Annotated in this window: 10 protein-coding genes; 4 read left to right on the top strand and 6 right to left on the bottom strand. The window is 71.6% G+C overall.

The features are described from left to right. Positions 1-147: 147 nt before the first annotated feature. Positions 148-387: a hypothetical protein gene (locus N7925_RS34935; protein ID WP_265603524.1), complete on the bottom strand. Its 240-nt coding sequence runs from the start codon at positions 385-387 to the stop codon at positions 148-150. A gap of 464 nt (positions 388-851) precedes the next feature. Between N7925_RS34935 and N7925_RS34930 the strand changes: the two genes are divergently transcribed. Genes N7925_RS34930 through N7925_RS34915 form a run of 4 tightly spaced genes read left to right on the top strand, consistent with a single transcriptional unit; the run spans position 852 to position 5687 of the window. Continuing rightward, positions 852-2129, top strand: a complete 1278-nt coding sequence (locus N7925_RS34930) for a polyprenyl synthetase family protein (RefSeq protein WP_274346274.1) — start codon at positions 852-854, stop codon at positions 2127-2129. Next, on the top strand, positions 2126-3649 hold the full coding sequence (locus N7925_RS34925; RefSeq protein ID WP_265603522.1) for a phytoene desaturase: 1524 nt from the start codon (positions 2126-2128) through the stop codon (positions 3647-3649). Before N7925_RS34930 ends, N7925_RS34925 begins: the two co-directional genes overlap by 4 nt. Continuing rightward, a complete protein-coding gene (locus N7925_RS34920; protein ID WP_265603521.1) occupies positions 3646-4674 on the top strand; it encodes a phytoene/squalene synthase family protein in 1029 nt (342 codons plus the stop codon). Before N7925_RS34925 ends, N7925_RS34920 begins: the two co-directional genes overlap by 4 nt. Beyond that, complete coding sequence (locus N7925_RS34915) at positions 4671-5687, top strand: DUF5914 domain-containing protein (RefSeq protein ID WP_274346273.1); 1017 nt, start codon at positions 4671-4673, stop codon at positions 5685-5687. Before N7925_RS34920 ends, N7925_RS34915 begins: the two co-directional genes overlap by 4 nt. Positions 5688-5735: 48 nt before the next feature. Here the strand turns inward: N7925_RS34915 and N7925_RS34910 are convergent, their stop codons facing one another. The 5 genes from N7925_RS34910 to N7925_RS34890 form a co-directional block, all read right to left on the bottom strand. Then, the gene (locus tag N7925_RS34910) at positions 5736-7289 is read right to left on the bottom strand and encodes an NAD(P)/FAD-dependent oxidoreductase (protein WP_274346272.1); all 1554 of its coding nucleotides are present in this window, start codon (positions 7287-7289) and stop codon (positions 5736-5738) included. Next, positions 7289-8017, bottom strand: a complete 729-nt coding sequence (locus N7925_RS34905; protein WP_274346271.1) for a class I SAM-dependent methyltransferase — start codon at positions 8015-8017, stop codon at positions 7289-7291. Before N7925_RS34905 ends, N7925_RS34910 begins: the two co-directional genes overlap by 1 nt. Beyond that, on the bottom strand, positions 7998-9254 hold the full coding sequence (locus N7925_RS34900) for a lycopene cyclase family protein (protein WP_443032330.1): 1257 nt from the start codon (positions 9252-9254) through the stop codon (positions 7998-8000). Before N7925_RS34900 ends, N7925_RS34905 begins: the two co-directional genes overlap by 20 nt. A 413-nt stretch (positions 9255-9667) precedes the next feature. Further along, complete coding sequence (locus tag N7925_RS34895; protein ID WP_274346270.1) at positions 9668-11818, bottom strand: discoidin domain-containing protein; 2151 nt, start codon at positions 11816-11818, stop codon at positions 9668-9670. Positions 11819-11991: 173 nt separating this feature from the next. Then, entirely contained in the window at positions 11992-14208 is a 2217-nt protein-coding gene (locus N7925_RS34890; RefSeq protein WP_443032329.1) for a discoidin domain-containing protein, read from the bottom strand. Between the last annotated feature and the right edge of the window lie 319 nt (positions 14209-14527).

The following is a 14527-nucleotide window of genomic DNA, read 5'->3' as shown; positions in this document are numbered from 1 at the left end:
GCGTCCCTCGGAGCCGAGGGACGCACCGCGGAGCGGCCGGCGCTGACCGCCACCACCGCGTCGTCGATCCTCAACGACAGTGCGGGTGGTGGGGCGGGCCCTCACCCGTTCCGGAACTGCCGCAGCCGGGTGCGCCCGGCTGCCGGGTCAGCGGACGAAGTAGCCGCGCTCCGCGTCGAAGTAGGCCTTCTCGCCCTTGATGTAGGTGATCCCGTACGGGCCGCCGAGGTTGCGGTACTCGCCGCTGGCCCAGCCACCCTCGACCTCCGCGTGACCGCCGCCGGCCGGGCCGTCCCAGCCGTTCGTTGCCTGCGCGGAAGCCGGTCCCGCGGCGACGAGCCCGGCCGCGGCGACAGCCGCCAGCGTGATCGCGATACGACGCATCATGGCACTCTCCTTCATGTCATCGGTAGGTGCAGTGCGACCAACCTGGCCGATGAGACAACCGTTGGCATATGCGGCACGCGGGCGTCCCGGCAAGGAGAACTCGTTCGGCCCCCCGCCGTGCATCCCCCGTCGTGGGCGTTCTCCTCCCGGGCCCACAGGACGCTCGCCCACCTCGTCGAGCGCCGAGGTCGCACCACGAGCCGAGAGAAGTACTTTTGCCGGGACGGGCCGGTGTGCGCCCGTTCACGTGGGCCATACGGGCGTGGTGGCCGTCGTCATGGCGGTTCCGGGGTGTTTCTCCACCGGGAGTGCACGACCGACGTGATCGTCTCTGCATCAGTGCCTGCCTTCGCGCCACGACGCGAATTTTCGATCGGCAGTGCACGAAGGCATGCGATCGGGGTACGCGCCCGGGCGGAGTGTCGAGTCGTTCGTCATCACCACTGATCTCGGAAAGGCGTGAGATGGGCCGCCGCCAGCCTACGAAGCACTCGTTCAGTGATTCTCCGCGCCCGGCCCACGACGTGCGCGGAGGCCGCCAGCACACCCCGTCGTCCGAGGACGCCCGGGTCGTGGACTCGGACGTGGTCGGTTCGGTCCTGCGCACCGCACGGGCCGTGCTGGCGGACCGGATCGACGAGGCGGTGCGGAGCGACGCCTCGTTCTGCGAGGAGTTGGCACGGCGGGTCGCCGACTTCACGCTGGAGGGCGGCAAGCGGATGCGGCCCCGCCTCCTGTGGTGGGGGATGCGTTCCTGTGGTGCGGCGGAGACCGCGGCCGCGCTGCGGCTCGGGGTGGCGCTGGAGCTGATCCAGAGCTGCGCGCTCATCCATGACGATGTGATGGACCGCTCGCGGCTTCGCCGGGGGAAGCCTGCCATGCACATCGGTCTGGCAGAACGTGCGGGTCTCTCGCCGGATTCCGAGCGGGGTTCCGACTTCGGCGCCTCGGCCGCCGTGCTGGCGGGGGACCTCGCACTGGTCTGGGCCGACGACACGGTGGCGGAGACCGTGCTGTCCGCCGCTCAGCGTCGTCGGATCGGCGCCCTGTGGCGGGCCATGCGGACCGAGATGGTCGCCGGGCAGTATCTGGATCTGCGTGGCCAGCTCAGCGGTGGGTCGTCCGTGGCGCAAGCCTTGCGGACCGCCTGCCTCAAGAGTGCCTCGTACTCCGTCGAGCGGCCTCTGGCGATCGGCGCCGCCCTGGCGGGCGCCGATGACCGGACCACCGACGCTCTGCGCTCCGCCGGCCGGTGTGCCGGTATCGCCTTTCAGCTGCGGGACGATCTGCTCGGGGTCTTCGGCGACCCGGCGCTGACCGGGAAGCCGTCCGGCGACGACATCCGCGAGGGCAAGTCGACCTATTTGCTGGCTGTCGCCCGGAACTCGGCCGAAGCGTCGGGCGACGAACAAGCACTGGCGGTACTCGGCCGCGCCACCGGCAACGCCGACCTCACCGAGGAGGATCTCGCGGACGTACGCGGCGTGCTCGAGGTGACGGGGGCGCGCGCCCATGTGGAGCGGAAGGCGGAGCACCTCCGCGACCACGCCGTACGTCGTCTGGGACAGGCCGTCGACGTGGACGCGCACGGCGGCCGCCAGTTGCTCGGTCTGCTGCGCACGGTCTCCGGGGAGCGGACCGCCCACTCCCCCACCACCGCCGGTGAGACGCACGGTGGCGGCACCGGGGTGGCAGGGGCCTCACCGGTCCTGATGACGACCGAAGGAGGTAATGCGGGGTGATCACGGTCAAGGGGCCCGTCGACCATGTGGTGGTGGTCGGTGCCGGTCTGGCAGGACTGGCCGCCGCGCTGCACCTGCTGGGCGCGGGCCGCCGCGTGACGGTCGTCGAGCGGGAGGACGTGCCCGGGGGCCGGGCCGGGCTCCTGGAGTCGGGCGGCTTCCGTATCGACACCGGGCCGACGGTACTGACGATGCCGGATCTGGTGGAGGATGCCTTCGCCGCGGTCGGGGAGCGGATGGCCGACCGGCTGGAACTGATCAGGCTCGCCCCCGCCTACCGGGCGCGGTTCGCCGACGGGTCCCAGCTCGACGTGCACACCGACGGTGCCGCGATGGAGGCCGCAGTCGAGGAGTTCGCGGGGGCCCGGCAGGCGGTCGGCTACCGGCGGCTGCGGATCTGGCTGGAGCGCCTCTACCGGGTGCAGATGCGCCGTTTCATCGACACCAACTTCGACTCACCGCTCCAGCTCGCCCACCCCGACCTGGCCCGCCTCGCGGCGCTCGGCGGTTTCGGCCGGCTCGACGCGCGGATCGGACACTTCGTCTCGGACGAGCGGCTGCGCAGGGTCTTCTCCTTCCAGGCGCTGTACGCGGGCGTGCCCCCGGCACGGGCGCTGGCCGCGTACGCGGTGATCGCCTACATGGACACGGTGGCCGGTGTGTACTTCCCCCGGGGCGGCATGCACGCTCTTCCCCGGGCGATGGCGGACGCGGCCTCCGACGCGGGAGCCGTGCTCCGCTACGGGCAGAGGGTGACCCGGCTGGAGCGTTCGGGTGACCGGGTCACCGCTGTCGTCACCGACCAGGAGCACATTCCGTGCGACGCGGTCGTCCTGACCCCCGATCTGCCCGTCAGCTACCGACTGCTCGGCCGCACCCCGCACCGCCCCCTGCCTCTGCGGCACTCGCCGTCCGCGGTGATCCTGCACGCGGGCACGGATCGCACCTGGCCGGACCTGGCGCACCACACCATCTCCTTCGGCGCGGCCTGGAAGAACACCTTCCACGAACTCACCCGCACCGGCCGGCTGATGTCGGACCCCTCGCTCCTCATCACCCGGCCCACCGCGACCGACCCCTCTCTCGCACCGCCGGGCAAGCACCTCCACTATGTGCTGGCTCCCTGCCCGAACACCGAGGTCGGGCCCGGCGTACGGGAATGGCGGGAGCTGGGACCCCGCTACCGGGACGAGCTGCTGGCCGAGCTGGAGCGCCGCGAGATGCCCGGTCTCGGCGCGGCGATCGAGGAGGAGGGGCTGGTCACGCCGGTCGACTGGACCGCACAGGGGCATGCGGCGGGCACCCCCTTCTCCGTGGCCCACACCTTCCCCCAGACCGGACCCTTCCGGCCGCGCAACCTGGTGCGGGGCACGGTCAACGCCGTCCTCGCCGGTTGCGGCACCACACCCGGTGTCGGCGTGCCGACCGTCCTGATCTCCGGGAAGCTGGCGGCGGAGAGGATCACCGGCCCTCGTATCGCCCGAGCCCCGCGCTCCGCCCCGGGAGGTTCCAGCGCATGACCGTCCACGAACTCGATGCAGCGGGCATCCACGATCCCGCGCTCCGGGCCGCTTACACCCGCTGCCGGGGTCTCAACGCACGTCACGGCAAGACCTACTTCCTCGCGACGCGGCTCCTCCCCGTCGACCGGCGGCCGGCCGTCCACGCCCTGTACGGCTTCGCCCGCTGGGCCGACGACATCGTCGATGATCTCGACACCCCGGCCACGCCGGGGGAGCGCGCCCGCGCCCTGCTCGGCCTGGAAGCCCAGCTGGAGGCAGGGTTGCGGGGGGCGCGGGCCGCCGAGCCGGTGATCCGTGCCCTGGCCGACACGGCGGCCAGGTACACCATCGACCATCGGCACTTCACCGACTTCCTGTCCTCCATGCGCAGCGACCTGACGGTCGGCGGCTACGCCTCGTACGAGGAACTCGGCCGGTACATGCACGGCTCGGCCGCGGTGATCGGCCTCCAGATGCTTCCGGTGCTCGGGACGGTGGTGGCGCGCGAGGAAGCGGCACCGCACGCGGCCGCGCTCGGTGTCGCCTTCCAGCTGACCAACTTCCTGCGGGACGTGGGTGAGGACCTGGACCGGGGACGGCTCTATCTGCCGACCGAGCTGCTGGCCGCGCACGGGGCGGACCGGGACCGCTTCGAGTGGAGCCGGAGCACGGGGATGCCGGACAGCCGGATCACCGATGTCCTGCGGGCCGCCGCAGCCCACAACCGAGCCGTCTACCGGGCTGCCCTGCCCGGCATCGCGATGCTCGCCCCGGTGTCGCGGCCCTGCATCCGTACGGCGTTCGTGCTGTACAGCGGCATCCTCGACGCGATCGAGGCGGACGGGTACGCGGTCCTGCACCGCCGGGCGGTCGTCCCGCGCCGACGACGGGCCGCCGTGGCGCTGGACGGTCTGGTGCGGGCGGTCGCGGTGCGCACGGTGTGCCGGCGCCGAGCGGACGCGGTCGATGCGTCCCGGTCCGCCGAGCTGTCCCGGCCGCGGACGGCCGGCGGACCGGCCCCAGTGCGGAGGGAGGCCGTATGAGGCCGGCGGCACGACGCCCACGCTCCGGCCGTCTTCCCTTGCGGGTGCGGCGCGCGCCCGTCCCGTGGGAGCGTCAGGCACCCACGTGGCGCGACGCGAAACCCTGGCTCATCACGGAGGCCCTGAAGCGTGCGCGGAGCAGGCCTTCCGGCAACTGGTACGTCATCGGAGCCTCGCGCGCCCTTCCTCCCGGGAAGGCCCTCGGGGTCACGGTCGGCTCCACCGAAGTGGTGGCGTGGCGCGACGGCGCGGGAAAGCTGCGTACCGGTCCGGGTGCGTGCCCGCATCTGGGGGCACCGCTGCGCGACAGCCCCGTCCGCTGCGGCACGCTGGTCTGCCACTGGCACGGACTAGCGTTGGACGGCCGGCCGTTCGCCGGATGGGAGCCCTATCCCGCCTTCGACGACGGCGTCCTTCTCTGGGTGCGGCTCGACCACATGGGGGGTGAGCCCCCTTCGGAACGTCCGTACCTACCCGGCCGGCCGAGGGCGCGGGACGCCGTGGCGGCGGTCTACTCCGGCGTGGGGCGCTGCGAGCCGGAAGACGTCGTGGCCAACCGTCTCGATCCCTGGCACGGCGCGTGGTTCCACCCGTACTCCTTCGTGGACCTGACGGTGACGGGAACGCCCGCCGACAGCCCGGCGGACGACGACGGGTTCACCGTCGACGTGTCCTTCAAGGTGGCCGGGCGACTGGTGGTGCCGGTCCGGGCCCGGTTCACGGCGCCCGAGCCCCGTACGGTCGTCATGCACATCGTCGAGGGCGAGGGCGCGGGGTCCGTCGTGGAGACCCACGCCACACCCCTCGCTCCGGACGAGCGGGGCAAGCCCCGGACCGCCGTGACGGAGGCACTGGTCGCGGCGTCGGACCGTCGTGGCTTCGCCGTGGCCCGGGCGGCCGCCCCTCTGCTGCGCCCCCTGATGCGTGCCTCGGCCGGCCGGTTGTGGCGGGACGACCTGGCGTACGCGGAGAGGCGCTGGGAACTCCGCGACAGTGGGACGTTCCCGGGCTGACGAGCGGCCCCTTTCATGAAGCTCCGCGCGGCCCTCGGTCAGCCTCCGTCAGTCGGCCAGCGCGGCGAGCCGGCGCAGAACGGCCGACCGTCCCGCGCGCGGGACGGTCCAGAGCGTCTGCCCCCGTACGCCCCAGCGTTCCAGCAGGGCGTTCGCGGCGAGGAATCCGCTGGTGGCCGCGCGTTCCATCAGGGCCACGGGCAGCTCGGTGCGGACCATGTCCCCGGCCACGGTGACTGCGGGGTCGGGGCTGCGCACGCCGGGCCGGTCCCGGTAGCCGCCCACGGGGAACATCGGGCAGTCCGCCCGCCATTCGTGGCGGGCGTCCAGGAGGCGGGCGCTCCGGGTCTCCGGGTAGACGCGGTGCAGTTGTCTCAGCGTCTCGTCCTGTACGGCGGAACGGTCGGCGTCCGGTGCGACGGCGTACGCGTGCAGCTCGACGACCGAGCCTCTCGTGCGCCGGGCCCAGCGGGCGGCCTCGCCCTCCCAGCGGTCGAGGACGCTCACGTTGTCCAGCGGTCCGTAGCCGCTGGTCCCCAGGAACCCGGGCCGGTCGTGCGCCACGGGCCGGTCGAGCCAGAGCCGTGAGACCAGGAACGGCGGGGCGGTGCGCAACCGTGCGATCCGTGCGCGCCAGTCGGTGTCGCCCAACTCGGGGGACGCGGCGACGAGGCGGCGCAGGGCGCCGCTGTCCAGGGCGAGGACGAGGGCGTCGTACCGGGTGGTGCGGTCGTCCGTGGTGAGGTCCAGCCCGCCGCCGGGCAGGGGGCGGACCTGCCGGAGCGGTGTCCGGGTCCGTACGTCGACGCCGTGGATCTCCAGGTAGCGGTGCAGCGGTTCCCACAGGGCTGCGGGGAAAGGTTCGCCGGGCACGTCGAAGAGCAGGCCCTCGCTGGAGCCGAGGAAGTAGATGTGGAACATCAGAGCCAGTTCGGCCGCCGACAGTTCACGCGGGTCGGCGAAGAAGCTGCGGGAGAAGACCTCGAACGCCAGGTGGTGGGCGGCTTCCGGGAAGCGGATGCGGTCGAGGAAGTCGGTGGCGCTGATCCCGTCGAGCCGTTCGTAGACCTCGGGCACCCGCACGTCCAGCAGCCCGACAGCCGCCCTCGGGTTGATCCGGACCAGGTCCCGCAGACCGAAGGTGGGGCTGAGGGCGACGAACCCCATGGCGCTGAGCGGAGGCGTGCGCGGCACCCGGGCGAAGCTGTCCCGCAGGCCGGAGCCGTGCCACAGCGGGTAGTCGGGCAGCCGGGTCAGGGAACCGAGGTCCGGGTCGACCCGACGCAGAAGTCCGCGCAGGTTGTAGTACTGCCGGAAGAACGCGTGGAACCCGCGGCTCATCGTCACCGTGGTGCCGTCGGTGAGCTCGGTGGGCCACCCCGACAGCCTCCCGCCCAGGCCTGGTTCGCGCTCGTAGAGGGTGACGCGTACGCCGCGTTCCGCGAGAAGGGTGGCCGCCGCGATCCCCGCGATGCCGCCGCCGACGACCGCCACCGCGGGCGCGTCCCCGGTGAATCGGGCGCGGCCGGCCGGTGCCGGCACGACTGCCGCCTGCCGGTCCCTGCCGTGCCGGTGTCCCCTGCCGCTGTCCCGCGCGAACATCACGCCCGTACCCCCGGGACGGCTGCGGTTCGACCGACGAAGGTGTGGGTGATGCCGGTCTGCCAGCCGGGCAGCGGGAGGACGCGTACGTCGGCGAAGCCGGCCCGGCGCAACCGCTGGGCGAACGCGGGAGCCGTGTCGAACCGGGTGACACTGTCCCGGAGGTGTCGGTAGAGGCCGGCGTCCCCGGCGAGCCGGCCGGCGGGCTGGATGATCAGCGAGCAGACCGCGCTCCACACCGCACGGTGGACGGGGGATCCGCCGAGCGTGTACTCGTGGACGGCGAGGCGGCCGCCCGGTACGAGCAGACCGCGCACCATGTCGAGGGCCTCGTCGGGGTCGGTGAGGTTGCGGAAGAGGTAGCCGGCGAACACCGCGTCGAAGGAACCGGCTTCCAGCCGTCCGGCCAGTTCCTCGACCGGGAGGTGCGCGAAGTCGACGCCCTGCGGCCAGCTCTTGGCCGTCGCGCGGTCCAGCATGCCCGCGGACGCGTCGACTCCGGTGATCCGGGCGCGCGGGGCGGCAGCGAGAAGCGCGGCCGTGGACGCGCCCGTTCCGCACCCCAGGTCGAGCACGCGCAGTCCGCGTCCCTCCTCCGGCAGGCCCAGTCGGCGTGCGGAGCGGCGCAGGTGCGCGTGGTAGCCGGGGCTGGCCGAGACGAGGCGGTCGTAGGCGGTGGAGCCGTGGTCGAAGGCCTCGGACAGCGCGTCACCGCGCAACAGGGTCATGGGGTGCTCCCTTCGGGGGCGGTCGGTGCGGGGGAAACGGAGCCGCCGGGCGTGCACGCCGGGTTCTGAAGGGAAGTTCGAAGACGGTCCGCAGCATGGGGACCATCGGTGTCCGCAGGCCGATGAGCAGGTCCTCGTGCAGTTGCGAACGGCCGTCCATGAAGCTCAGCAGCCGCTCGCCGGGAATGTGGCGGAAGAGGCGGTGGAAGAAGTCCGCGCCGTCCACCCTGCCGCTGTCCAGGGCCCGCAGCAGCACGGCGTCCATCAGCCGCGCCCGACGCCCGTACGGGGCGGGCACACGCAGGGGGCGTCCGGAGCGCAACTGGTCGGCGACGGCCCGGCTCTGTCGCTGCACGGCCGCGAAGGTGTAGCCGGTAGACGGGCGGGTCGCGCCTCCGGCGGTGCCGATGCGATACACCGAACGCCCCGCCTTGTGCGGGAAGCGGCCGTCCGTCATGGGGATGACACCGTGCTCCTGCGCCGTCACCTGGAGCGGCCCGAGCCGCAACACGTCGTGGGTGTAGTGGCGCAGGGCTCGCCGGTAGCCGTCGGTGTCCAGCGGGGCAGGTGAGAACTCGGTGTACTCGACCAGCGCGGTGTGCGGGTCCAGTGGCAGGACGTAACCGAACGAGAGCCCGCGAGCGGGCTGCGGCGTACGGAAGTCCATCAGGTCCGCGGTCCCGGGATCGAACACGGGACGCTCGGTGCGGACGAACCAGCCGGTGAAATGCTGAAGCAGCGTCGTGCGGGCGGGGGGCAGGCGGTGGGACGGCCGGGAGTCGAAGACGAGACGGCCGCGGACAAGGATCCGTTCACCGCACGCCGTTCGGGTCAGGACCTCGCCGCCGACGCCGGACGGGTCGTCGCGTACGGCACTCGCCGTCGCCTCCATCCGGCACAGGTCCGGTGCACGGGAGAACCGTTGCTCGACCAGTGCCTCGAAGGCGTCCGAGCGCAGCATCTTGTAGCGCAGCCGCGGGAGCTGGGCCACGGTGGAGGCCCCGTCGGCCGCTCGGACCCGCAGCCGGGGCCAGGAGGCGGCCAGGACGGGATCGTAGGGCCCGCCCGGCGGCTCCCAGAAGCACCAGGTCCGCGGGGGCGCTCTCAACGGCCCCGGCGGGGCGTCTACGAGCGCGACCGACAAAGGTACGTCGCTGTCCGGTGCGCAGAGGTGGTACGCCAGGCTCATCCCGGCCGCACCCGCGCCCACGATCACGACGTCGAAGTCAGTGGGCACGGCATTCCTCTCGATCGGACGGGTACGAACCCTCGCGGGGCGAGCGAAGCCGACGTCCTTCACATCGCAACGCCGGGCGGGCCGGGTGCCAGGCGACCGTATCCCGCAGTGCCCTCCCCCACCCGGCATGCTCGGCCGCGCCCACCTGAGTGGCGGTAAGGCCTGGCCGGGGGACGGCAGGCTTCGTTGCCCCCGCCTCGGCCTTCCGCGGGCGATCGCGAGCACCTTGCCGTGCTGTCTGCTGTCCCCGACACCCGGCCCCGCACCTCCCGCCTGACCGCCGACGCCCTGCTGAAACCTGCCGTCGCCGAGGACGCGGCGCCGAGAAGCCGCGTGAGGCCTGCGTGCTCGTCCTGTGCGGTGCGTGGAAGGGGGGCCGCTCCACGCCGGAACGGCCCCCTGGACGGCCCCGATCAGCTGTAGACGCCGAACTCGTGCAGTGAGTAGCCCCAGCCCGTGCCGCGGGCGGTGAGCTGGATCCGCACGTGGCGGGCCGTTTCGGTCAGGGCGATGGTGTCGACGTCACCGTTGCCGGACGTCGTGGTGTGGACCGTGCGCCAGGCGTTGCCGTCGTCCGAGACCTGGACCTCGTAGGACTTGGCGTAGGCCGGGTCCCACACCAGTTGCAGGTTGCGGACCGGCGTCCGCGCACCGAGGTCGACCGCTATCCACTGCGGGTCGCTCCAGTCGCTGGCCCACCGGGTGTCGGCCCTCCCGTCCGTGGCGCGCTCCGGCGGGCAGGGGCAGTCACCGTACGAGGCCTGCGAGCTGGACGCCGTGGTGGGCTTGCCGAGAGCGACATTGGTGCCGGTCATCGGCGGCGCGACGACCTTGACCGACTTGGTCTCGATGCCCGCGTTGCCCTTCCCGTCCTCGGACTGGATGTAGACCTTCCACACGCCGAGCTTCTCGGGAGCGGTGACCGCGAAGGTGCCGGCGCCCGTGGACCTGAATTGCGCCGGTACGAGCCGCTTGTCGCCGTTGGCATAGTTGCCGCTGAGGAAGATCTTGTTGGTGAGCTGGTCGCCCTCGGGGTCGCGGATGTCCGCGCGGACGGTGAACTCCTTGCCCGCCGGGGCGGACCCGGCCGGCGTCACCGTCATGTCGGTGATGACCGGCGGCAGGTTGTCACCGGCGTTGGAGCCCGTGTACGCCTTCTTCACCGAGTAGTACGACAGCCGCTTGAGACCGTCGGGGATCAGGTTGAACCACACCCCGCCGAAGTCGTGCTCCAGTCCGTAGTGGAAGAGGGTCGCGCCCAGGGCCACGCCCCGGTGGCCGGTGATGCAGTCCCAGGACTTGGTGTAGCCGTCGCGCTTCTGCACGTCGGTCGGCTCGTCGGGAACACCGTTGGCGTCGTCGGGCACCTCCCACTCACCCGCGGGGCCGCTCTCGGTGATGATGTAGGGCTTGGTGTAGCCCCCCTCCTCCCAGTCCTGCTGGACCCCGCACGTGTCGCCGTAGGCGTTCATCGAGTACAGGTCGAGGTCGGGAGCGTTGCGCTTGTAGTACGGCCAGGCGCCGGTCCACGCGTCGGTGGAGGTCACCGGGTGGTCGGCGTCGATGGAGTGGATCTTCTTGGCCACGTCGTTGACGAACGTCGTGTAGGCGTTGCGCTGGGCTTCCAACTCTGCGCCGCTGTAGCAGTTCTGGAGGCCGAGGACGGACTCGTTGCCGACGTTCCACATGAGGGTCGCGGGGTGGTTCTTGTAGGTCTCGACCCACTTGGCGATCTCGGTGAGCATGGTCGACTTGTACGCGGTGTCGGTGACGTAGTTGGCGCAGCCGCCGCTGCCGGGACCGCCGCCGGGCTGGAGCCAGAAGCCGTTCATGACCCGCAGGCCGTTCGCGGCGGCCGCGTCGAGGAGCGGCTTGGTGCCGGCGTCCGTGCCCCAGGTGCGGACGGTGTTGACGCCCATCGACTTCAGGTCGGGCATGTACTTCGGAGCGTCCGCCATGGACGGGCCCCAGGTGAGGCCCTTGACGGTGTACGGCTGTCCGCCGACGGTGAGCTGCCACGCGCCCTGGGAGCCGGTGACCTTGACGGCCCCGCCGGGCGGGGGGTCGGTGGTGCCCTGGGAGCCGTAGACCTGGAACTCCCAGAGGGAGTAGCCGTATCCACCGGGGCGCGCGGTGCCGAGCATCCGGACGTAGCGGCCGGAGCCGGCGAGGGCCAGGTCGTCGGTGCCGCCGTCGCCGTCGGTGACCTTCTTCAGGGTGGTCCAGTCGGTGCCGTTGTCGCTGGCCTGGATCTCGTAGGCCTTGCCGTAGGCGCCCTCCCAGGTCAGTACGGCCCGGCTCAGGTCGGACTTCTTGCCGAGGTCGATCTGGATCCACTGGGGGTCGGACCACTGGCTGGACCAGCGGGTGCCGGTGAGGTCGCCGTCGACGGCCTGTGCGGCGGAGAGGCCGGCGCCCTCGTGCGAGGAGGCGGTGGCGGTCTTGCCCTGGGAGATCAGGGGATCGGCGGCGCGCGCCTCGGTCGGCGCGGCGATGAGCGTGAGGGAGGAGGCGAACAGCGCGCCGAGGGTCAGGGTGAGAGCGGGTCTGCGCAGGGACAGCATGGCGGCTCCTGAGGAGGATGGGGGGAACACGGGCGGCCGCCGTCGGGGAGGACGGCGGCCGTCCGTGGGAGAGAGGGTCGGCGGGTGAGCCCTCACCGCGGGGGTCCCCCGGGCCGACGGTCAGGATCGGCCCGGGGGCGTCCACCGCGGGTGGTTTCACCGCGGGGGACGGATCAGGGGAAGGAGACCAGGGTGGACGGCACGGTCGTGGTGCCGGCCGGGACCGTGGAGGCTCCGGTGTTGTTGATGACGTGGTTGTAGTGGCCCATTCCGCCGAGCGACACCACCAACAGGCTGTGGAACTTCACGCCCGGCTTCACCGGGGCCTTGAAGCCGTGGTCCTGGCGGATGGTCGAATCGACGTTGTAGTTGCAGTAGCTGCCCATCCCCCAGCCCTCGTGGACGTCGACGGAGTCGTCGACGCGGTAGGCGGCGTAGCCCTTCGTGTCGCCGTTCTGGATGGCTGCCTGGTTGGGTGCGTCGTACGCCTTCTCGTTCTGGTAGAAGATCGTCCGGCCGCGCTCGCCGTACCACTCGACGTCGTACTTGTTGAAGTGTTCGACGAACAGGCCGGTGGCCAGCACGTCGTCGCCGTACACCCGGACCCCGTAGTCGGCGCGGTTGGTCTCCCAGCCGACGCCCTCGCCGTGGTCGGCGCGCCACACCCAGGTGTGGTCGATGATCACGTCGTCGCTGTGGACGGCGATGGAGGTGGTGGCCTTGCCGGCGCCCGCGCCGCCGATGCGGACGTAGACGTCCTGGACGGAGGTGGGGTTGGCGGCGTGGTCCGCGGAGGAGTTCTGCGCGCCGACCTCGAGCAGGGTCGGGGAGTTGACCGTACCGGCGTCGATCAGGAAGCCGGCGAGCTTGACTCCGTCGACGTCGGCGACCTTCATCGCGGTGACGCCGCCGTCGGGGATGATCGTCGCGAGACCGAGGCCGAGGACGACCGTGTTCGCGCGGTTGACGTTGATGGGCTGGTCGACGTGGTAGATGCCGGGGGTGAAGAGGAGGTTGAGGCCCTGGGACAGCGCCTGGTTGATGGTGGCCGCGGTCGCGCCCTCCTTGACGACGTAGAACTTGTCCAGCCCGATCGAGGTGCCCTGCGGGGTGCCGTTCCAGGAGACGCCGCGGGCGTTGGTGCGCTTCTCGGGAACGAAGACCTTGTACGTGTTGCCGTCCAGGTACAGGAACGGCTTCTCACGCGAGATCGGAGTGGTCTGCAGCGTGGTGTAGCGGGGCTCGGGGAACGCGTTGGCGGGTGCGCCTTCGACGCCCGAGAACGTCTGGTTCCAGACGGAGTTGGACCAGCCGCCGATCGAGCTGTCGCGGGTGTACCACTGCTGCTGCGAGTAGTTGCCGACCTGGCCGTCCACCTTGGAGTCGGCGATGTAACCGCCGCTTGCCCAGCCGTAGCCGTTCGGGGCCAGGTTGAGCCCGCCCTTGACGTGCATGCGGCGGAAGGAGGCGGCCTGGGAGACGGCCCAGCGGTTGGTGCCGCTGACCGGGTTCACCGCCAGGTTCTCGGCCGAGCGCCAGAAGTTCTGCGTCGCGTTGCCGTTGAACCAGCCCGCGTCGACGGTCACGTCACCGTTGATGGTGGTGTCGTCGGGCTTGAGGCCGAGGCCGGAGATCGAGGTGTAGAAGCCGATCTCGGCGTTCAGGTTGTTGTAGGTGCCGGGCTTGAAGAGGAACTGGTGCCGGCCATTGCCGAAGTGCGCCGCCTCCTGCTCGTCGAAGACCTGGTCCAGTTTGGCCTGGATGTTGGGCGTGGAGGGGTCGAAGACGTGCACGTTCGGGCCGAGGTCGCCGCCGCCGGGCAGCTGCGGGCCGTCGGTGCCGCCGGACTCACCGTAGACCTTGAACTCCCAGAGCGAGAAGCCGTATCCGGTGCCGCGGGCGGTGCCGTACACCCGTACGTAGCGGGCTTCACCGCTGATGTTCAGGGTGTCCGTGCCACCGTCACCGTCAGCGGTCTGGTAGGCGGTCGACCAGTCGGAGCCGTTGGCCGACAGCTCGACGCGGTAGCCCTTGCCGTAGGCCGCCTCCCAGTCCAGGACGACCTGGCTCAGCTTCGTGGTCGCGCCGAGGTCGACACGTATCCACTGCGGGTCGGAGGCGGCGCTGGACCAACGGGTGGTGGCGTTCCCGTCAACGGCCGCAGTGGCCGGGGTGCCGTAGTTCTCCTCACTGGAGGCGGTGACCGGCTTGCCCTGGGACAGCAGGACGGGGGCGGCCTCGGCCCTCGCGGCGGGAACGAAGGCGAGGAGGGTGGCGGCCAAGGCGGTGACCATCGCGGCGACGAGGCCGCGGGAGACCGGTCTTGGGGCACGACGGCGGCCGGGGCCGTAGGGCACCGGGGCCGCTGGGGATATGCCAACTACGGGCATGCGGGGGCTCCTAGAGATCGAACGGAGACGGGAGAGCGCTCTCCCGGAACCTTGCCCGTCGCATCAGTCGCGGTCAAGAATCCTGACGCGACTTTCCTTTCGACTTGTATTAAGTCATCGCCTCCGTGGCAGCCGTGGCGTCCGATCAGGCCGCACACCGCACCACCGCGGCAGACCCGGCGGAACGAGCCTTTCGTCCAGCCGGTCCCGCTGGGGCCGCCGCCTCGTCTCCGCTCCGCCGGACTTTCGCGCTGGGGTCGTGTCTGAAATGAGCGGCGGCGGGTAGGCGGAAGAAGTCCCACTCGCGGTCAACGCGGGT

Source organism: Streptomyces sp. CA-278952, from assembly GCF_028747205.1.
Classification (GTDB): domain Bacteria; phylum Actinomycetota; class Actinomycetes; order Streptomycetales; family Streptomycetaceae; genus Streptomyces.
Note: the sequence above shows the minus strand (reverse complement) of the source record. Positions and strands in the feature narration are given on the sequence as shown.

Coding starts and splice junctions, on each gene's coding strand:
- N7925_RS34905 (WP_274346271.1), bottom strand. CDS start 8,017: ATGACCCTGTTGCGCGGTGACGCGCTGTCCGAGGCCTTCGACCACGGC.
- N7925_RS34935 (WP_265603524.1), bottom strand. CDS start 387: ATGATGCGTCGTATCGCGATCACGCTGGCGGCTGTCGCCGCGGCCGGG.
- N7925_RS34915 (WP_274346273.1), top strand. CDS start 4,671: ATGAGGCCGGCGGCACGACGCCCACGCTCCGGCCGTCTTCCCTTGCGG.
- N7925_RS34930 (WP_274346274.1), top strand. CDS start 852: ATGGGCCGCCGCCAGCCTACGAAGCACTCGTTCAGTGATTCTCCGCGC.
- N7925_RS34920 (WP_265603521.1), top strand. CDS start 3,646: ATGACCGTCCACGAACTCGATGCAGCGGGCATCCACGATCCCGCGCTC.
- N7925_RS34910 (WP_274346272.1), bottom strand. CDS start 7,289: ATGTTCGCGCGGGACAGCGGCAGGGGACACCGGCACGGCAGGGACCGG.
- N7925_RS34895 (WP_274346270.1), bottom strand. CDS start 11,818: ATGCTGTCCCTGCGCAGACCCGCTCTCACCCTGACCCTCGGCGCGCTG.
- N7925_RS34890 (WP_443032329.1), bottom strand. CDS start 14,208: ATGCCCGTAGTTGGCATATCCCCAGCGGCCCCGGTGCCCTACGGCCCC.